This is a genomic window from Citrobacter sp. T1.2D-1, from assembly GCF_950098555.1.
Taxonomy (GTDB): domain Bacteria; phylum Pseudomonadota; class Gammaproteobacteria; order Enterobacterales; family Enterobacteriaceae; genus Citrobacter_A; species Citrobacter_A telavivensis.
On sequence record NZ_CATNHH010000001.1, the window covers coordinates 256,425 to 274,738 of the forward strand.

General features: G+C 47.5%; 15 protein-coding genes. 7 read left to right on the plus strand and 8 right to left on the minus strand.

The genetic code is table 11. The annotated features are described in order from the left end of the window. Nucleotides 1-1,705: 1,705 nt before the first annotated feature. Nucleotides 1,706-2,164 carry a helix-turn-helix transcriptional regulator gene (locus tag QQZ17_RS01245; RefSeq protein WP_235922366.1) on the plus strand — a complete coding sequence of 153 codons (459 nt, stop codon included), beginning with the start codon at nt 1,706-1,708 and terminating at the stop codon, nt 2,162-2,164. A 282-nt stretch (nt 2,165-2,446) separates the two neighbouring features. Here QQZ17_RS01245 and QQZ17_RS01250 read toward each other — a convergent pair whose 3' ends face one another. Then, nucleotides 2,447-2,749, minus strand: coding sequence for an antibiotic biosynthesis monooxygenase family protein (locus QQZ17_RS01250; RefSeq protein ID WP_152402273.1), 303 nt, complete (start codon nt 2,747-2,749; stop codon nt 2,447-2,449). A gap of 351 nt (nt 2,750-3,100) precedes the next feature. Here QQZ17_RS01250 and QQZ17_RS01255 point away from each other — a divergent pair, with 351 nt between their 5' ends. Next, nucleotides 3,101-3,760: a GntR family transcriptional regulator gene (locus QQZ17_RS01255; protein WP_152402271.1), complete on the plus strand. Its 660-nt coding sequence runs from the start codon at nt 3,101-3,103 to the stop codon at nt 3,758-3,760. A 28-nt stretch (nt 3,761-3,788) separates the two neighbouring features. Here QQZ17_RS01255 and QQZ17_RS01260 read toward each other — a convergent pair whose 3' ends face one another. Then, entirely contained in the window at nt 3,789-4,940 is a 1,152-nt protein-coding gene (locus tag QQZ17_RS01260; RefSeq protein WP_152754355.1) for a carbohydrate ABC transporter substrate-binding protein, read from the minus strand. Between the two features lie 164 nt (nt 4,941-5,104). Here QQZ17_RS01260 and QQZ17_RS01265 point away from each other — a divergent pair, with 164 nt between their 5' ends. From QQZ17_RS01265 to QQZ17_RS01275, 3 genes are all read left to right on the plus strand, one after another. Continuing rightward, nucleotides 5,105-6,319, plus strand: coding sequence for a CaiB/BaiF CoA transferase family protein (locus QQZ17_RS01265; protein ID WP_152402267.1), 1,215 nt, complete (start codon nt 5,105-5,107; stop codon nt 6,317-6,319). Next, entirely contained in the window at nt 6,312-7,106 is a 795-nt protein-coding gene (locus QQZ17_RS01270) for an enoyl-CoA hydratase/isomerase family protein (RefSeq protein ID WP_152754356.1), read from the plus strand. Before QQZ17_RS01265 ends, QQZ17_RS01270 begins: the two co-directional genes overlap by 8 nt. Before the next feature lie 116 nt (nt 7,107-7,222). Beyond that, nucleotides 7,223-8,581 (plus strand): MFS transporter, encoded by a 1,359-nt coding sequence (locus tag QQZ17_RS01275; RefSeq protein WP_152402265.1) that lies wholly within the window; start codon nt 7,223-7,225, stop codon nt 8,579-8,581. Nucleotides 8,582-8,684: 103 nt separating this feature from the next. Here the strand turns inward: QQZ17_RS01275 and QQZ17_RS01280 are convergent, their stop codons facing one another. After that, complete coding sequence (locus QQZ17_RS01280; RefSeq protein ID WP_152402263.1) at nt 8,685-9,626, minus strand: LysR family transcriptional regulator; 942 nt, start codon at nt 9,624-9,626, stop codon at nt 8,685-8,687. Nucleotides 9,627-9,764: 138 nt separating this feature from the next. Between QQZ17_RS01280 and QQZ17_RS01285 the strand changes: the two genes are divergently transcribed. Continuing rightward, nucleotides 9,765-11,195, plus strand: coding sequence for an aspartate ammonia-lyase (locus QQZ17_RS01285; RefSeq protein WP_152402260.1), 1,431 nt, complete (start codon nt 9,765-9,767; stop codon nt 11,193-11,195). A 111-nt stretch (nt 11,196-11,306) separates the two neighbouring features. Then, nucleotides 11,307-12,605 (plus strand): anaerobic C4-dicarboxylate transporter, encoded by a 1,299-nt coding sequence (locus QQZ17_RS01290; RefSeq protein WP_152402259.1) that lies wholly within the window; start codon nt 11,307-11,309, stop codon nt 12,603-12,605. Nucleotides 12,606-12,744: 139 nt separating this feature from the next. Here QQZ17_RS01290 and QQZ17_RS01295 read toward each other — a convergent pair whose 3' ends face one another. From QQZ17_RS01295 to QQZ17_RS01315, 5 genes are all read right to left on the minus strand, one after another. Continuing rightward, a complete protein-coding gene (locus QQZ17_RS01295; protein ID WP_152402258.1) occupies nt 12,745-13,758 on the minus strand; it encodes a fimbrial protein in 1,014 nt (337 codons plus the stop codon). Between the two features lie 12 nt (nt 13,759-13,770). Next, nucleotides 13,771-16,272 carry a fimbria/pilus outer membrane usher protein gene (locus QQZ17_RS01300; RefSeq protein ID WP_446715165.1) on the minus strand — a complete coding sequence of 834 codons (2,502 nt, stop codon included), beginning with the start codon at nt 16,270-16,272 and terminating at the stop codon, nt 13,771-13,773. Nucleotides 16,273-16,283: 11 nt separating this feature from the next. Continuing rightward, the gene (locus QQZ17_RS01305) at nt 16,284-16,961 is read right to left on the minus strand and encodes a fimbrial biogenesis chaperone (protein ID WP_152402255.1); all 678 of its coding nucleotides are present in this window, start codon (nt 16,959-16,961) and stop codon (nt 16,284-16,286) included. Nucleotides 16,962-17,005: 44 nt separating this feature from the next. Next, a complete protein-coding gene (locus tag QQZ17_RS01310; protein WP_152402253.1) occupies nt 17,006-17,524 on the minus strand; it encodes a fimbrial protein in 519 nt (172 codons plus the stop codon). A gap of 113 nt (nt 17,525-17,637) precedes the next feature. Further along, on the minus strand, nt 17,638-18,162 hold the full coding sequence (locus tag QQZ17_RS01315) for a helix-turn-helix transcriptional regulator (RefSeq protein WP_152402251.1): 525 nt from the start codon (nt 18,160-18,162) through the stop codon (nt 17,638-17,640). Between the last annotated feature and the right edge of the window lie 152 nt (nt 18,163-18,314).

The window sequence follows — 18,314 nt, forward strand, 5'->3', positions numbered from 1 at the left end:
CGGTCAAAGACCAACGTAACACCAGGGATAAATCCACCCGAGATTATCTAACATTTAGTCCCTCGGGTACAGAATGCAATAAGCACTTAATCAATAAAAAACCATTAAAATACGACAAATATCAAATATTCACCTTTATTATATTGCCCCTTGTATTTTCAAGGGGTAATATTTAGGGTCGCATTAATTCAAAAATTCAGTACAGTCCTGCCTAGTTTCAGTCCCTTGTCATCACGACGCTCAATCTTTCCTTATACCACCTTCCGGCGACAAATCCGCTCAATGCCAACGTCATCACTACTTTCAGTAAGAAAACAACGGCTTGCCGGTAAGTCGCTATGAAAGGCAATTCTGCCCTGTTGGTGATCCTCATCCAGGCAACGCGTGGTAAAAATGACCACCAAACAATTTCGCAATAATTCTCAGCGGAGCATCGTTTATTCCTAACGCCGTTTGTCCCTTTACACAGAAGAAACACATCTCTCTTCTCTCTCGGGTCAACCGCACGTTCCGATGGTGCTGATGGCTCAGCCTGGCATCCCTCTGCTAATTTGACGGCGACCAGTGCGCTGTCAGGATTGTCGTCCAGGCGTCGGATAACGGCAGTACCTGTATTCCCACAAATTATTTATGGGTTAAAGGTTATATCCCCCTCATCTACGGCAGCGAAAAGGCGGTATTATCCGTGACGATTTATATATTGACGAATTTCAATCTCAACAGATCCACGGTGAGGTTTCTCTCAAATGAAGTAACCAACACGCTATCGGATAGCTAAACTTCATTTGCTCTGCACTTTAACATAAAGTGCTGTTTTTTCTTTCTGATACCCTTCAAATCCTTGCAATAATGGCTTAATGTATGGAATAAATTCTTATTTTACTCGTGTAAGAGAATAGTTCCATTTGCATATATTGCATGAAATCATCGCAAATCATGCTTGCTTTAAATATAAGAATTTTACCCTTTACGGTATTTTATCCACACGCATTATAGGCTCATTTCAATAGTAGAACTATTGACATCACGTAATATTGACTTTACTTTTCATAAAAGTCATACATATGAAAAATTGATTAGTAACGTGTCAAATAGTCTTACTTTATATTGTTCCACCTTAAGGACAGGAGATGGTTCTATTTTCAAAAAAATATTTACCTGGTGCGTCAGGTGTTTCTGTGACTCTTTTTTCTCAGTATCCCGTCCCCCAGACGTTCTGTATTGCATTCGACTGTTTAAAGGAATTGGGTCCGGGAACCGATTTACCTGTGCTCATTGAGACGTATATGCCACCCGCGAGCACCAGGATAATTACCAAAAACACGACAACACTCTCCTGTGTCTGGCAAAGGAATACCGATACGTTCTCTGTTCATGACGAGGGCCTGACGATCAATAGTCCGGGCATGGAACCTTTGAATACGCCTCTCCCACTGGAAAAATTATTTTACACGGATAGTTTTTTAACATTTTTTGGAAAAATCTCAGACGTGTATAGAAACCTAACAAATGAATGAGAACGACTTGGGAGAATTTATATATGAATGCGTATTTGAAAAAACAGATTCATTGTATTAGTTGTGAGACGTCATGTCTTATTTCCCCAGAGAAGAGCGTCTGTTCTCTGTATTGTGACCATACTCAATTCGCAGTATGGCCGGAGGTGAATATTTATTTTAAAAATGGGGTCATTGAGAAATTTTTAATGAAGTATAAAAACCATTTACCACGTGGTTTTATCTTTATCGACTTCTCCTTTGCTAACCTGAGATATTTTGTTAAATCGGATTGGGTTGATTACCTGATCGGTACAAAAATGTACATTATCCTGATCGCCGATAAAAAAATGAGTTCCTTAGCGAATTACTGGCTTGTCAATCGTCAGGAAATCAGAGGCGTTATTTACTCCTGTGATAGAGAAGATGCCATTGAACAAAAAATCAAGCGATTATTCAGAGGTGAGTTAGCCAATCGCCGGATGGGAGAAACGCTGAATCGGGCTGAGTATTCCCTACTGGCTCATTTTATTGCTGGCAGAGGGTTTAAAGAAATCATCGAACTTGATCAACTCAAACCCAAAGAAGTCTATGTCAGAAAATTACGTCTGGAAAATAAATTTGGCTGTCGAACCAATGCTATTTTCTGTCAGATTGCGGGGCAATGACCTGTCATTCACAGTGGCTCAGAAATAGCGCCCCAGCGTATGTACTTTCCGTTCCCCTGTGTGCTTTGGATACCATTCTGCTTGCGTAATGGCGGTGATTCCCCTTCCTCTGTATTGGTTACAGAATGTCATGGGTTATTGGATTTTCTGCTCAACATCGAAACGCAGAGCAACCTGACCAGCTTGCAGGCATTCAGGCGGTAATCGTGTACCTGTGAAGAACAGAGATATAACCCTCCCCCGACGGCCAGAAGCGACGTCGGGGGGTATTCCATTCGCTTCTCATTCGGATGAATAATCACGCAGAACGTGCGCAACGCGGATTCGGTAAAACGAAAATATCGACTCCCTTCCTTCCATTTGCGCGGCCCGATGTTTCATGTTGTTTTTCCACACCGTAACGGCGTCTTCACTCTCCCACCACGACAGCGATAAAATCCGCCCCTCCTTGCTCAAACTTCTGAAACGCTCAATTGAGATGAAACCCTCAATATTAACGAGTTCCGTCCTGAGTTCAGCGGCGAGTTGTAAATATCGTTCCTGCTGAGCGGGCACCGCATCCGCTTCAAAAATCACTGCAATCATAGCAACCTCCGGCATAAGCACTTCCGCTACTTTAGAGGGTAATTGCGGGCAATACTTCGCTGGAGACCGAATGATGAAGGATTGGGGTTATGTAAATATCAGGCGATACTGCTGACACGAATGCATTGAGGCCAAAATCGCGCAGGGACAATACATTTACTTACTGTTTTTGAAAGGCAGTCCCGCCCGGAAGAAGTCCTCCTTGTTTTTACAGATAACTTAATCAATTGAAATTTAAAGAATAAAATATCCTCAGTAAAATACCGCACCTTATTGTTATTATTTTGTTAAATTGCTCCGGTCATTTATTACTGATATTATATATTTTGTTCAATTTCTCAGGGAAAGCCCATGCTGCAACACGAGAGTATCAGCCATAAAGTGTATGAGTTGCTGAAGCAGGAGATCATTTCTAACCAGTTGGAACCTGGTGCCCGACTGATTGTGAATACCCTCAGTAAGCGTTTTGGGATCAGCGGTATCCCGGTTCGTGAGGCGCTCTTTCGTCTGGCCGCTGAGAAACTGATAGTTCTTGAGCATAACAAAGGGTTTCGTGTCGCCCCAAAACCGGATGCACAGGATATTTACCAGTGGCAGCAAGCGCGTCTGCTTATTGAGCCTGAAATTGCGGAAATGGTGCTTAAAAATATTACCCGTGCTGAAATTATACATCTTCGGGAATTGAATCAGGCGATGCGCTCGCAACAGTACGGACCACGCTATGAACAGTACAGTTCTTTTATCAACCTGAACGCTGAGTTCCATAATTATATTGTTCAGGCAACACGTAATGATCTTATCATCGAAATGTACCGTACCTTAAACTATGGCCCCCAGGTTGGCCGTTTCCATGAATCCAGAGGGGTGCCTGATATCAATTTATTGTGTGATGAACACGATGAAATTATCAACACTATTGAATCTGCTGATGTAGAGGGGTATCGCCAGCGTTCCCGTGACCATATTATCTTAGGTTTTGATCGCCAGATTTCATACAGTACTGGTCATTGAAAACGCCGCGTCATCGCGGCATTTTGATTTATTCCAGACGAAATTTTCTATGATTCTCTTTGACTGCCAAAACGATGTCCTCCGTTGAGAGGCCGTCTATCAGGCCATTGCGAATAATTGCAGAAGACGTATCCTGGAATGAAATATAGCCATGATATTTTGGGCGAAGATAAGCTTGGGTTACTGTCTCAAGCGTGCCGGAAAAAAAATGGTGAGTCAGATCGTTAGCGCGTTTATCTTTCCACGCTAAGATATTGGCTGGTTGCCCGCCGTTTTCCACGACAAGTGTTTTCTGCATCTCTTCAGACACATATGTCATGATATGCCGGATAAGTTCTGGGGTCGGAGTACAACGCGAAGACACCGCCAGACCGGTTCCCCCTAACACGGACCCATGCACTGTCGAATCGCCACAATGAGGAGTGTTATAGAATTTCACTCGCCTGCCGCTATCCGGTGTACTGAAATTAATATATCCAAAAATAGCCGGGCACAAATCAAAGGTCCCTTTGGCCATTTCATCCAGCAAACCAATCGGATTAAGCGATGTTAGGGCTTTATTTTGACGACGATAAAGAGCCTGCATAATGTGCAGTGCCTGGATTGCGGTTCTTGTATCGAGAACGAAACAGTGGCCTTCAAACAGCTTTCCTCCTAACGACTGGCAAATGGAGAAGAAAGTCAGCAAAGCATGAGGCCCTCCCAGTGATAACGCAACCCGCCCTTCATGCTCCTGGCTAAGCAACAGCACATCATCCCAACTCACCGGCGCGATACCGATATTGCTATCGGCAAGCGCGCAAACCTGGGATGCAGCATCCACCGGAATTGCCCAGTGTTTCCCTTTGTACTGGTAGCTGTCCCAGGAATCGCCGGTACTGGTCTCACGCAGGTAAGCCATTTGTTCAGATGTCAGGAGATCTTCAAGTGGCCACAGGCACTTTTTCTCAACAGCCTCGCCAATACCCGGATTATCTACAATTAACAGGTCGTATTTTTCTGCCAGGTCATCGATAGGATGTGACTCAAAACCTTCAAGTTTCTGGATGTCCCACTCAACCTTCAGCGTTTCATCTGCTTTTGCCCATGCCTGTAGTGGACGATAACCTCGCGGATGATCCCATGTTAACCCCTTGAAATAATTCATTTTAACCTCTTGATTTGTCGACATTCTGTTCATGAACGCCGCTCATCTTATCGGCTTGAAGTTGTTCAAATATCGATCGTCATCACAATTTATTAAATATTATATATAATATCTAATGCTCTTCATCTAACGTAAAAGACATCAACAGAGCCGCCCGATGGCGGTAATAAATGACAACGGATAAGCGAGGTAGCTATATGTCAATTCTTAAAGGGTATCGGGTACTGGATTGTTCAATCGCCATGGCGGGCCCGTTTGCGGCTTTACGTATGGGAGATATGGGAGCAGACGTCATTAAAGTGGAGCCCACAACGGGGGAATGGCAGCGCCATACTTCAGCCGGGGGGGCCTACGGTAATATCATCAACACGTCTTTCCTTTCCCTGAACCGCAATAAGCGAAGTCTGGCGGTGAACCTGAAGGATGAGGAAGGTAAGGCTCTGCTTTACAAGCTGGTAGAAACCGCTGATGTGTTTATCCAGAATTATCGTCCGGGAGTGGCCACCCGTCTTGGCGTGGATTACGACACGCTGAAAGAAATAAAACCCGATCTGATCTATGTATCGATGTCAGGTTATGGCGAGACTGGCCCGTACTCGAAACGCCCTGGTCAGGATCTGCTGCTGCAGTCGCTAAGCGGCGCGATGCTGAGCTCCGGAGTAGATGACACCCCGCCACAGCCTGCCGGACAATATCTGGTTGATGCGATTACTGCCTATACTGCCTTTGAAGGCGCACTGGCGGCATTGCTGCATCGTGAACGTACGGGTGAAGGCCAACTGGTACAGATCAACATGCTCGATGCGATCATTGCGAATCAGATGCAGGAAATGACGGTATTTACCCAAGGGCTCAAACCTCAACGCCGCAGCGAAGAGCCGCATGGCCACTGCTATATCCGTGCACCTTATGGTGTATTCAGAACGAAAGACAGTTTTATTACCCTGGTCACTCCTCACCTGCCCACTCTGGGTAAAATTCTGGGCGTGCCGGAATTTGAAACGATGGAAGATGAAGTGGATGGTCATACTCTACCTCAGCGTGATTTCATTTTTCGCGTAACCCGGGAAAAACTCGTGGAGCGGACAACCCAAGAGTGGCGTGACATCTTTGATGCTGAGGGCCTCTGGAGTAGTGAAGTCTATGGCTATGAGGATGTGGTTAACGATCCTCAGGTTATTCATAACGAAGCCTTTATTGAGTATGACCATCCAAGCGAAGGCAAAGTGAAAACACCGGGATTTGCCATTAAATTCAGTAAAACCCCTTCTTCCCTTCAACGCCCGACACCGTTTGTGGGTCAACATACCGATGAAATCCTGCGTGAGCTGGGTTACAGCGAACAGGATATTGCCTCTCTGAAAGAGACCGGCACCGTAACCCGTACTAATGGAGAAAAAATCAATGGCTGAGCTCAGTTTTGCAATTGATCCGAACGTGCAGTTTTCACTTGAAAACAGAGTGGCAATCATCACTCTGAACCGTCCGGAAAAGTTAAATGCGATCACGCCGTCGATGTCCGTTACCATTACGAAAATTGCGGCCTTCTGTAATGAATCACCGGATGTACGTGTCGTGATCCTGACGGCAAACGGTCCTAAAGCATTCTGCTGTGGCAGCGATATTAAAGAACTGGATACCTATCACTCCCCCTGGGCTCACCGTATGAAGAGTGACCATTGCGACGCCATTGCCGAGATAAACAAACCCACTATCTGTGCTATTAACGGCTATGCGCTGGGTGGAGGACTCGAGCTGTCATTGTGCTGTGATATCCGCGTCAGCACCCGTAACGCGTTGTTCGGAGCCCCTGAAATTAAACTCGGCTGGGTTGGCGGCGGTGGGATGGCGGTATATCTCAACAAAACGATTGGTGCATCGCGAGCCTCAAGAATGCTGTACACCGGAGATCCCATTGACGCTGAAACAGGATGCGCGTGGGGGATTGTTGACGAACTGTTTAATTCCCAGGAAGAGATGCTGGTTGCAGTGAACAAACTGGCGATAACTATCAGCGAGAGGCCCCCAATCGCTGCCCAGACAGCCAAATTAAATATGCGCGCAGCCGGCAATATGCCGCTCGATCAGGCCGTCCGTTACGAAAGGGATCTCCGTACTATCTGCTTCTATACCGATGATGCCCGCGAAGGCAAAGCGGCATTTAAAGAAAAACGCGCTCCGCAATTCCGCGGGGAATGACGCCATATTTGAGTCCGTACATGACGGGCTCGCATTTCCAGTCTTTATTTTATACACGCCTCTCAATTACATAATGTAATGAGCGAACTCCACCATTTTAATTAAGGGGAAACCCGATGAGTACTCAGAAAAAATCAATGAAGGGTGTCGCCGCAGCCTCTTTAGTGGGATCCGCACTGGAATGGTTTGACTACTTTTTGTATGGCACTGCAGCTGCTCTGGTCTTCAATGAAATCATGTTCCCGAAAGGGGATCATTTCGTCTCAACCATTCTGGCATTTTCAACGTTAGCGCTTGGTTTTGTGGTTCGTCCGTTCGGGGCGATTTATTTCGGCCAACTCGGTGACAAAATAGGACGGAAAAAAGTCCTGGTAATCACGCTACTGCTGATGGGATCGGCTACCACCTTAATTGGTTTCGTACCCACTTATGATTCTGTCGGAGTATGGGCGCCGATCATGCTGGTCTGTCTGCGTCTGATTCAGGGATTTGGCGCTGGGGCTGAATTTGGCGGTGCGGCAATTCTGACTGCGGAAAGTGCTCCGGTCAATCGGCGAGGGTTTTACTCATCATTCCCGGGTGTTGGCGTTTATATCGGCCTGCTTTTGTCCGCTGGCACCTTCGCTATCCTGACTCAATTTCCGAAAGAAATTTTCCTTGGTTGGGCCTGGCGAATTCCATTTTTATTCAGTGCACTGCTGGTTGTTGTGGCTTTGATCATCCGTATGAAGCTTTCTGAGACAGCCGCGTTTGAGAAACTGGCCAAGTCCGGATCGGTCAGTAAAAGCCCGCTACGCGACCTGGTAAAAACGGAGAAGAAGAGCCTGTTTGTCGTGGCTGGCTCTCAGGTCGCCCAGAGTGGTGTCAGTTACGTCTACCAGACCTTTGTTATTGCTTATATTGTCGGGACGCTACATATGGCACCTTCGGTCGGCCCAGTTGCTGTGGCGGTCGCGGCTGCCTTCGCCATGTTTACCACCCCCATGTTTGGAGCTTTATCTGATAAATGGGGTCGTAAAGCCATCTACATGTTTGGTGCCGTTTTCTCAGCACTTTTTGCGTTCCCATTTTTCTGGCTGGTAAATACCGGAACCACATGGGGAGTGATCGTTGCCATGACGCTGGGTGTCGGTATCGGCGTTGCCGCGATGTTGGGAACCCAGGGCGCGTTTTTCTCTGAAGTGTTTCCGTCCAGGGTCCGCTTCAGCGGATTATCTCTGGGCCGCGAAATCAGTGCGGCTGCCTCTGGCGGCATCGCGCCGCTCGCTGCGGTTCTGCTTTCCGGTATGGCGGACGGCGCATCCTGGCCTGTCGCATGCCTGGCTGTAGCGATGAGCGTCATCACGATGGTTGCTGTGTGGTTTGCCCCCGAAACTCACAAGTTAGACCTCACTCACGTTGCCAGTAATGAGGTAAAAAAAACGACCGATAACGCAGGCGCGTTTCATCAAGTGAACTCAAAGAGCTCCGTATAAATTGCTTTAATATTCTAAGGTTGAATTAAAAGGCCGGGGTTATTATTTATCCGGCCTTTTCAAAACCTGTGTCAGGGTTTCATTTTCACCATGAAAACTCGTTTCATAACGACACATCCTCATCCGAATCGAGCTTACTGTAAAACCCTTGCTCCAGTTTCGTTTCCAGTATCGACCGGACTTCAATCGCCAGATGTTTATAAAACTCAGACAGTTCGTCGTCCTTACACAACAGGACAATTTTGCGCCGCTCTTTACGGTTGTTAATACGGATGATCTTCAGCGAGTCGGTAAACGTGGGAATGGTGGTCATAAACAGCGGCGTGGTCAGCGTCCATCCATAACCGTAGGAAATAAGTTTTAGAATGTCATCAGCATTGTCCATTTCAAACTGTATGGATGGAGACAGGTTATTCCATTTCAACCAGTTGAGCGTCTGGATGCCGGTTGGCGTACTGGGGGTGTAGGCGATGTAGTTCCTGTTTTTACACAACTCTTCCAGTCGCGTCTCCGACCAGGCTTTGGGGCAAACGCACAGAAACTCTTCCTCAATCAACGGGTACATTCTGACGTTAGGCGGCATCTCAGTATGCAGCATGGTGATTGCCAGGTTAATGCTGCCTGTATTCAGTGCGGAAAGCAGTCCCGATGCCGTACCGGTAACCTGAAAAATATGTTTTACCTGCGGTTGCAGGAACTTAAGGATATCCAGCCCAATGGACTTACCGATCGAATCAACAAAACCAATTTTCAAATGTGAAATATGCCCGTGACTGATCGCGTTAATATGTTCCTGCAAATAAATGCCGCTATCGATAATCTTTTTCCCCAGCGGATACAGCGCTTGCCCGGCTATCGTCATCTGAATGGGTCGCTGTGAGCGGTTAATAACGTCTGTCTTTAGGCCATTTTCCAGATTCGCTATCTGCTGAGAAATCGAGGATTGAGTCAGGTTGAGCTTCTTTGCCGCAGCGGTAAATGAACCGGTCTCAATCACCGCTAAAAACGCCTGTAACTGCTTAAAATCGAAGTTAATGTCCTTCATCTCCGCCTCTACTATTACATTTTTTAATAATGAATATTTATCTTTTCAATGGTTTTTTTTCTTTGAGCCACTTCAAATTATCTGTACTGCCAGCAAATTAAGGTAGCGACACACCTTAATACAGGAAGAGAGATAACGATGCGTGAAGAAAAGGATCTATTAGGAACTTTAATGGTGCCGGATGACGCCTACTACGGTATTCAAACGCAACGGGCGGTACTGAATTTTTCAGTATCGGGACAAACGGCCGGCGATATTCCGCATTTCCTGTGGTCTATCGCCGCGATCAAACAAGCGGCGGCTCAGGCGAACGCGCAAATTGGCGCGTTGGAACCGCGGAAAGCCGCCGTCATCGTGACGGCGTCGCAGGAGGTGATGAACGGAAATTTTGCTGCCCATTTCCCGATTGATGTTTTTCAGGGCGGTGGCGGCACCTCGACCAACATGAACATGAATGAAGTCGTCGCTAACCGCGCGAATGAACTTCTCACCGGCGCACGGGGATATGACGCGATTCACCCGAATACGCACGTCAATATGGGACAGTCAACTAACGACGTCATTCCTGCGGCAATGAAAATGACCAGCCGCATGAATATTAAACATTTGCTCGTGCAACTGGAAAAACTGGAAGCCGTGTTAGCGGACAAAAGCCGTCTGTTTGCCGACAAGGTGAAGTTAGGCCGCACCTGCCTTCAGGATGCGGTGCCAATGACGTTTGGTCAGCAGTTTGGCGCGTATCGCACACAGGTCAGCAGACTCAAAGAAAAGCTGACCGAGGTTAACGAAGAGGCGTTGTGTTTACCCCTGGGGGCGACGGCGATCGGCACGGGGTTATCCACACATGAGGGATATCTTCCGGCCGTTTATCAGTGGCTGGAAACCCTCACAGGCGAAAAATATCGACCAGAAACGGATTTCTTCGATGGTCTGCAACACGGTGACTTTTATATTGAATTCTCCGCACAGCTCAAAAAAATCGCCGCCTTTCTCTCCAAAATGGCAACCGATTTTCGTATTCAGGGTTCAGGACCGCGCGCAGGCTTTAATGAAATTATCGTCCCGGCCGTGCAACCGGGCTCGTCCATTATGCCGGGCAAAATCAACCCGGTGATGCCCGAACTGATGAATCAAATTGCGTATCAGGTGATAGGTAATGACGTCACGGTGACCATGGCCGTTGAGGGTGGCGAGCTTGACCTGAACGTGTGGGAACCTGTACTGCTGAAGGCGCTTTTCGAATCCTGTTCGTTACTGAGTCGGGGGATACCGTTATTCATCGATAAATGCCTGAAAGATATTGCGATCAATGAAGAAGTGAGCGCTCGCTACGCCGAGGAAAGTACGGCGCTGGCCACCGTCGTGGCAACGCTGTTTGGTTATCAGGTGGGATCGCGAATTGCAAAAGCCGCGTATCAACAACAGTGCAGCGTAAAGCAGGTCGTGCTGGCAGAAAAACTGCTGACGCCGGAACAGGCGGACTATTTGCTTGATCCGATGAATATGACCGACCCGCAAAAAAGTACGGCAGCGATTAAACGCTATCAAACAGAAATGAATATGTCGTAATCATCTGTTTTCGAGAAATAAGCGTTAACTGCAGGTAATGAATATTCACTATTCATTACCTCGCCACCTCGTTGCCGATAAATAAAATATAACAAAGAGCAGGTTAAATATATGGTGATATTACATGTCGTTTTATTGCTGGGAACCATCATGCTTGCCGCCCGCTGGGGCGGAATTGGCGTCGGGTTTGCCGGCGGGATCGGATTAGCGATTTCGGTATTTATCTTTGGCGTTCCAGCGGGATCTCCGCCTGTCGACGTGATGCTCATTATTCTGTCGACCATTGTGGCACTTTCGGCCATGCAACAGGCCGGTGGAATGGATTATCTCGTCACCCTGACAGAAAAGTTATTACGTCATCATCCTGGCTATCTTAATATTCTCGCCCCCACCGTGACCTTTATTTTGACGGTACTTTCCGGTACCGGTTATACCGCGATGTCGGTGATGAACGTGATTCAGGAAGTGGCGAAAGATAATGGTATCCGGCCCAGCCAGCCACTGAGCTCTGCGGTTGTGGCGTCACAATTGGGGATTACCGCCTCCCCGATCTCTGCCGCCACGGCTATCATGTACGGCACTGTTGAAGTGATGGGCGTCAGTTTCGGCGATGCAATGCTGGTTATCCTGCCCACCGCGTTATTCGCCATGCTGATCGCGGCGTTTATTGCCAGCAGACAGGGCGCAAAACTGGCCGACGATCCTGTGTGTCAAAAAATCATGCAGGAGAATAAAATTGTACTGAATAAACATACCCACCGCCCGATTCCCGCTGGTGGAAAATCTTCGGTTGCTATATTCCTGGCAGGTGTTGTCTTTGTGGTGTGTATGCTGCTATTTAAATCGCTTATCGGGCATACCATCAACTCCCGCGACTTAATTATTATTACGATGTTTGTCGTGTCCACCATCATTATTTTTACCTGCAAGCTGGACATGAAAGAGCTGAAGAACTCACCGATATTTAAATCAGGTGCGGAATCGCTGGTGGTTGTTTTAGGGATTGTCTGGTTAAGCAGCACGCTTATCGGTGCCCATATTGATGAAATCAAAATGGAAGCCAGTGACATATTGCGCACCTGGCCGGTCTTATTAGCAGCCGTATTTTTCTGTACCAGCGCAATGCTGTTCAGCCAGGGGGCAACCAGTGCATTACTGATGCCTATTGCCGCGTCTATCGGCATTAGCGCAGATGCCATATTAGCCAGTTTTGTCGCGGTCAGCGCACTCTATATCACGAATATTTATCCGACAACCGCGTTTGCGATAGCCACTGATGATACGGGATCATTTCTCAGTCCACGCTGGAATGGCTCAAGGATCATTAATCATCCCTTCTTCCTGCCGGGATGTTTGTCGATTATTTTCTCGGTACCGTTTGGCTTTTTACTGGCACAGATAATTTTGTAATGGCAAATACGGAATGCTCTGCCGTTGGCGGCTTTCTCCCTACGGCATCGCAAACGTAGCCGCATTAAATGTGTCCTGATTAACAATCCGCTCAGAACAGGTTGACGTTAACCTGTTCTGATGTGCATTCGCCTGTTAGTTACTGGTATGTCATCGTAAAAGACAGGACGCCATTCGCCGCCCCGGTGGTGATGCGCTCGCCCGTCTGATAGTAACGCGCCTTAAGCGGTACCGAGAATCCGCCCCCAATGCTTGATGCCCCAACCGCAACATCTGAGCCCAGCCTCATCGGCTGATTGTCATAAAGCAGTTGGATCCCGACCCCTGTGGCGGCGTTACTCCCACTGGTCGTATTGATAACGCCTTTCGTTGCGTCATAAATATCGCCTTCCATCCTGACGCTGACCGCCGTTCCGGCATTGCAGGTCATCGGCAGACTGAATGACTGGGTATATGTCTCTCCCGGCGTCGTGCCTTTGCCATTAAAGGCGTTTTTATCGACCTCTTTCATATCGACAGGGATTGATGCTGTGGTGAGTTTGCAGGCCGGCGTGGTCACCGTGAACGCATTGATATTGACTGCGGCCTCTGGGGATTGCCAGAGCAGCGAGTTATTCAGCAATACCAACGACCCCACCGTTCTTGCCGATATCGTCCCAGAACCCGTCTCCGTCGCCGTCTTATAAAACGTCACCGTGACTGACCCATTTAATCCGGGGCTTATCATTCCCGTGGTATTTTGACACAGTTGAGCGGTGTTAATATCCCCTCGAATAGTATTCGACCCGGTGACGCTGGCATTCCCTCCGGCACACTTTGCCGTTGTACCGGAAATAGCATAGCCAATACCGTTAACGTTGGTTTTATAAACGCGTACTCCATTAACCATCGAATCGAAGGTACCAATCGCCTTTACGCCAAACGTTTGATTGGAAATGACTCCTTGTTGTGAGTCAAAACAACTGAACGCATTCACTGTCGGGGTCATTATCTGCGTACCAATAACGGCCCCCACCGGCAGATCCCTGGAGATAGTGATATTCTGCGGCGATAATGTTGTTGATGGTGTGACCGTCGAACAATCCCACGCCAGCGCAGTACGTGAAAACAGTCCCAGAGCCACCAACAGTAAACTCACTATAATTCGATTCATCTTACTCTCCACTTACCTGCACTCCGCGGTGACGTTATGCGTTTTGTCAGAAACCTGCGCAATCTGATAACTTGCCTGACAACTTTCCCCAGCCCAGTTCACCACCACGGAGCCTTTTTCCGGTGCACCGCTAAACCAAACTCGCTGACGATCGTCAACAATTCCTTCTGGCGCATTGTCGCGATTGTTTATCTTTGCCGTCGCCCCAAACGGAATCGTTTTACCCGTCAATTGCAGCATGATCCGGTAGCCGGTAACGGTCGGGAAGTCAGCCAGCGCCAGCGCACCTTTTGTGGGTATGACCGTGCGCGTGTCATTCAACACATCGGTATTGTTATTCAAGGCGTCGGTATTTAACGTCAGACTGTTCTGCCGATATGGCGAAACGTATGGCACAACGGCAAAACCTTTACTGTCCGTGTAAATGCCACTGTTATTCGCCACTTTCGCATCTGCCGCGTTCTCGGCCCTCACCAACGCCATCGTCTCGCCAAGAGGCTGAGTCGCAGAGACGCCATACGGATGAACCACCAGCCCCCCCATCGCACCAACCGACACCTGTCGGTTATCGCGAGAGTAGTTATAACCAAGCTGATATTCACCGTGACGCCCCTTATAATTTGCCGACGCGCTACCCGTCACATCTGACCCCTTACTGTTGTATCCCTGCTGGACGTTCCAGCTCAGATTTCTGTCTTCCAGCGCGGAACCGGACAGCCCTACCTGTGAAGTGGCATCGCCTTTTTTATTCGCGCTTGCCGAAATCGTCATCCAGCTATTTGGCAAGAATCGGGAGAACGGAATCTGCATCGTAAAAGAGACGATATGATCATTGTCGTTGTGCCAGGGACCGCGGGAATAGCTATAGTTCAGGCCATAATTAATATTGTTAATACTGGTGTTGTAACCCAGGCTGACGTTACGTTCGCTATCGCCGCCCCAGTAGTCCTGGTGCCAGGCCGAAAGGTTGAGATTCCCGAAATCACCGAGCTGCTGGTTCAGCGTCACCTGTGCCTTACTGCGTTTGTTACGCTGATAGCGCCAGTCATTTCCTTCCAGAGCGTTATCACTCGCCATCCGGTATTTATTCACATCGCCATTCGCTTCCTGAAAATCATGAAAACCGGAAGAGGAATACCGATACCCCATCAGACTCAGCGAGGTGCCCGTGGATGAAAAATCTTTGGCGTACTGCGCACGAAGCGAGATACCGCCTTCCGTTTTGCCTGGCATCTGCGTATGTGCAAAGGTGGTGTCAAAAGAAAACGAACCAAAATCACCCAATCCTTTGCCGATACCGACTGCCGCAGCCTGGTAATCCCCCGACGCCAGCGTGCCGCCGTAGAGCGTGGTGTCCCACGGCAACCCGTAACTCATTGTGGCCTGAAGGAATTCCGGTTCCTTATCCGTGCTGTTTGACGCACGATATTTCCCTGCGGCCAACGCATATTTAAACTGGCCTTCACGCTGCATGATCGGCACAGCCGAAAATGGCTGAATAAACTGATGTACCGAACCATCGGCTTCACGCACAGCCACGGTAAGATCGCCGCTAGCGGCAGTAGGATAGAGATCGTCAATCACAAACGGCCCCGGCGGAACATAAGACTGCCAGATAATATTCCCGCCCTGACGAATGGTGACTTGTGCGTTACTTTGCGCAATACCACGGACCACAGGCGCAAATCCACGTACGCTTTCCGGTAGCATGGTGTCATCCGAATAAATTTGTGCGCCGCGGAAATGAACACTGTCGAATACGCCAGCCTGTGTATAACCGTCACCCACACTGAACTGACTTTTCAGCACTTTAATATCACGCTCCAGTGAAGTGCTGAGGGTGTTCCAGCGACCGTCCCCTTGGTTATTGTTATACGTCGAGTAATTACGCAACCGCCAGGGACCGACGTTAATCCCACTACGCAGGTTCAGATAGCTGTCATTACGCGAATCTCCCTTGCCATGGCTATTGGCAGCAGAGAAGTTGTAATTCAGGAACAACATATTCAGTCCGTCGTCCCACTGTTCCGGTGAGACTGAACCGCGCGGATCGCGCTGCATATATTCTTGCGGTACTGAAATCTCCAGCCGCATCCTGTCAAACTGAAAATTGAGTTGGCTTCCGGGGAGTAACTCACCAATATTATCGATGGTTGCGGAATCCGCCATACTCATCCAGTCAGGCTGTGCATTATGCTTCACACCCCATTTCACGAAATCGGCGTAAGTTAACGATGGCGTCAATTCACTCGCTTTACCCAGAAAGGTGATATCACGAGATTCGATATAATTTCCGTTCAGATAGACATCAACGTGATAAACACCGGGAACCTGTCCGTCAGTTCTGCTGAAACGAGAGATATCAATATCACGTGGGATATTCCCTCGGGTTTCAATAAAGTCTGGTGAAAAATAATCCTCAGCTAACACAGTTGAAGCATGTGTAGTCAGATAGACCAGGATTGATAATTTTGTTAACGTTGCAAAACCTGAGACCGCATTGAGATGGAGCATAAGTAATTAACCTACATTTTAACTTTTTGTTCAGTCGTGACGCCTCCAAAATCATTAATCGCACGCCATGATACCTCTCCGCCTGTTATCCCCGACAGTGGTAGCGTTACTGTTTTAAATGGTAATACCATTGGAGGTTTTGTTATCGTTCTGCCGTTCACCTTTACTTCATTAAGCGACACGCTATAAGGCGTTGGATTATTGACAGTCAACTTTCCGCCCTCGCGCGAAAAAATTAACTGCTGGTACGCTAATGACGGATCGCCTTTTAATCCCGCGGGACGATAAAATAGCTTCATTTTACTTTTTACTGCGATCAATAATTCATTTTTCGCATCCGGCGAGGATGACGGAATCGCTTTAATATTCAACCAGTAAACACTTTCCCTGTCCGAAGGTAAGTGGTTTTCTGCCAGCATGACGCGAACGGAATTCTGTGAATTTGGGTTTAATTTAAACAAGGGTGGTGTCGTGGTAAATTCGCTTCCACTGTCATCACCATTTTCACTTTTACTCACCCATGACTGGATTAAATACGGTTTATTGTCCGGGTTTTTCACGCTTATTGTGGCCTGACTGGCATTACTATTATAAATAAGACGGGTGCCGCCTATTTCAACACCACTGACTGCCGCTGTTGAGACCAATATCATCCCCACAGCAAGCGTTTTATATAATTGCTGAAACATGAGAGTTCCTGATTGATTACTCAGGGCCACTGGTGGCCCTGCTTTTACTGATAAGTCACGGTGAAGGACGTTGACGCGTTTGCCGTCCCCGCGCCGACAGTCCCCGTGGCCATATATTTCGCGAAATAGGTCAACGTATTGTTGACGTCTTCCAACAACGTCACGTTAGCCGAGGAAGAGCCTACCGGGATCAATGTGGCGCTGTCCTGTTCATAGATAGCGACTCCGACATTCGTCGCCGTTTGCCCCGTGGTCAACGCCAGAATCGAAGGATTCGCCGTGTTAGTGGCACCGTCAAACCGAATGCTGGCGCTGCTCACACTCGCCGGGCAGGATTTCAGCACAATATTGAAGCGCTTGGCTGCCGCGGTTGCGCCATTCCCGCCAGAAAATGCCGCCGTTGAGACGGTACCCAGCTCAACAGGTTGTGCAATCGCAGAAGGATCAACCACGCACGCCGTTCCCGTAATCGTTCCGGTAAAGTTAATTACGCCATCGGCTGCATTGGCTGCTTGCAGAGTAGAAAGCGATAAAATCGCGGAGATCAGTGCAATTTTTTTCATATATAAATCCAGATAGTTAAGTTAATAAGTAATTAAAAGCATGGATGTTAAAAATAATTATTCCCGCGTTCACCTCCTCTGTATATTATCGCCCCTGACATTAATGCAACAATTTATGCAAGGCCAGATTCATGAGTACACTGTTTGCACATCCTTATTCGCGCGATATTGCGATACAGAGACACTCGATTACCGAGTTGAAGTTTAAATATTAAACTGCGACGATGTGCATAAAACGTCTTCATCGACATGCCCAATAACTTACCAATCTCATTCGCATCCATTCCTTTTTGCATGCAAGCAAGAACCTCATTTTCCCGGAATGAAAGTGTGTATTTCACCCGATAAGCATACCGAGGGTCATTGACAAACAGGCACGAGAGAATTTCGTTTATCCGGCGTTTCTTATCAATAAAGGTAATATCGCTCAAATGGTTCAAAGCATAGTAGTCTAGATCATTGGTGATAAATGCAATGATTTTCCTACCAGGCGACAAATACTCAGTACTCCGTTGAAAACTAGACTCATCAACATCGACTATATAGTAATTTTCATCAATCAACTCCGGCGTTAACAACGCACTTATGCCGACAATAAAAAAATAATCATCAGAAAAAACAGAGTCTGATAATTTCATAAAACTTCCCTTTTCGACACGTCCTGTTTGCTTTTTTAACGTCAGTAAGTCACTTCATGTTTCGCTGTAAAATTTACAGAAAATAATTCAGCATGACATCACAAAAGTCGTGGATTTCGTCAGAAAAAATAAAAACGATCGTTTCTACTATC

What these genes read in the sequence shown, in the direction of transcription:
- QQZ17_RS01300 (WP_446715165.1), bottom strand. Translation starts at nt 16,272, where the DNA reads ATGCTCCATCTCAATGCGGTCTCAGGTTTTGCAACGTTAACAAAATTA.
- QQZ17_RS01265 (WP_152402267.1), top strand. Translation starts at nt 5,105, where the DNA reads ATGTCAATTCTTAAAGGGTATCGGGTACTGGATTGTTCAATCGCCATG.
- QQZ17_RS01270 (WP_152754356.1), top strand. Translation starts at nt 6,312, where the DNA reads ATGGCTGAGCTCAGTTTTGCAATTGATCCGAACGTGCAGTTTTCACTT.
- QQZ17_RS01250 (WP_152402273.1), bottom strand. Translation starts at nt 2,749, where the DNA reads ATGATTGCAGTGATTTTTGAAGCGGATGCGGTGCCCGCTCAGCAGGAA.
- QQZ17_RS01295 (WP_152402258.1), bottom strand. Translation starts at nt 13,758, where the DNA reads ATGAATCGAATTATAGTGAGTTTACTGTTGGTGGCTCTGGGACTGTTT.
- QQZ17_RS01305 (WP_152402255.1), bottom strand. Translation starts at nt 16,961, where the DNA reads ATGTTTCAGCAATTATATAAAACGCTTGCTGTGGGGATGATATTGGTC.
- QQZ17_RS01245 (WP_235922366.1), top strand. Translation starts at nt 1,706, where the DNA reads ATGAAGTATAAAAACCATTTACCACGTGGTTTTATCTTTATCGACTTC.
- QQZ17_RS01255 (WP_152402271.1), top strand. Translation starts at nt 3,101, where the DNA reads ATGCTGCAACACGAGAGTATCAGCCATAAAGTGTATGAGTTGCTGAAG.
- QQZ17_RS01280 (WP_152402263.1), bottom strand. Translation starts at nt 9,626, where the DNA reads ATGAAGGACATTAACTTCGATTTTAAGCAGTTACAGGCGTTTTTAGCG.
- QQZ17_RS01315 (WP_152402251.1), bottom strand. Translation starts at nt 18,162, where the DNA reads ATGAAATTATCAGACTCTGTTTTTTCTGATGATTATTTTTTTATTGTC.
- QQZ17_RS01260 (WP_152754355.1), bottom strand. Translation starts at nt 4,940, where the DNA reads ATGAACAGAATGTCGACAAATCAAGAGGTTAAAATGAATTATTTCAAG.
- QQZ17_RS01275 (WP_152402265.1), top strand. Translation starts at nt 7,223, where the DNA reads ATGAGTACTCAGAAAAAATCAATGAAGGGTGTCGCCGCAGCCTCTTTA.
- QQZ17_RS01285 (WP_152402260.1), top strand. Translation starts at nt 9,765, where the DNA reads ATGCGTGAAGAAAAGGATCTATTAGGAACTTTAATGGTGCCGGATGAC.
- QQZ17_RS01310 (WP_152402253.1), bottom strand. Translation starts at nt 17,524, where the DNA reads ATGAAAAAAATTGCACTGATCTCCGCGATTTTATCGCTTTCTACTCTG.
- QQZ17_RS01290 (WP_152402259.1), top strand. Translation starts at nt 11,307, where the DNA reads ATGGTGATATTACATGTCGTTTTATTGCTGGGAACCATCATGCTTGCC.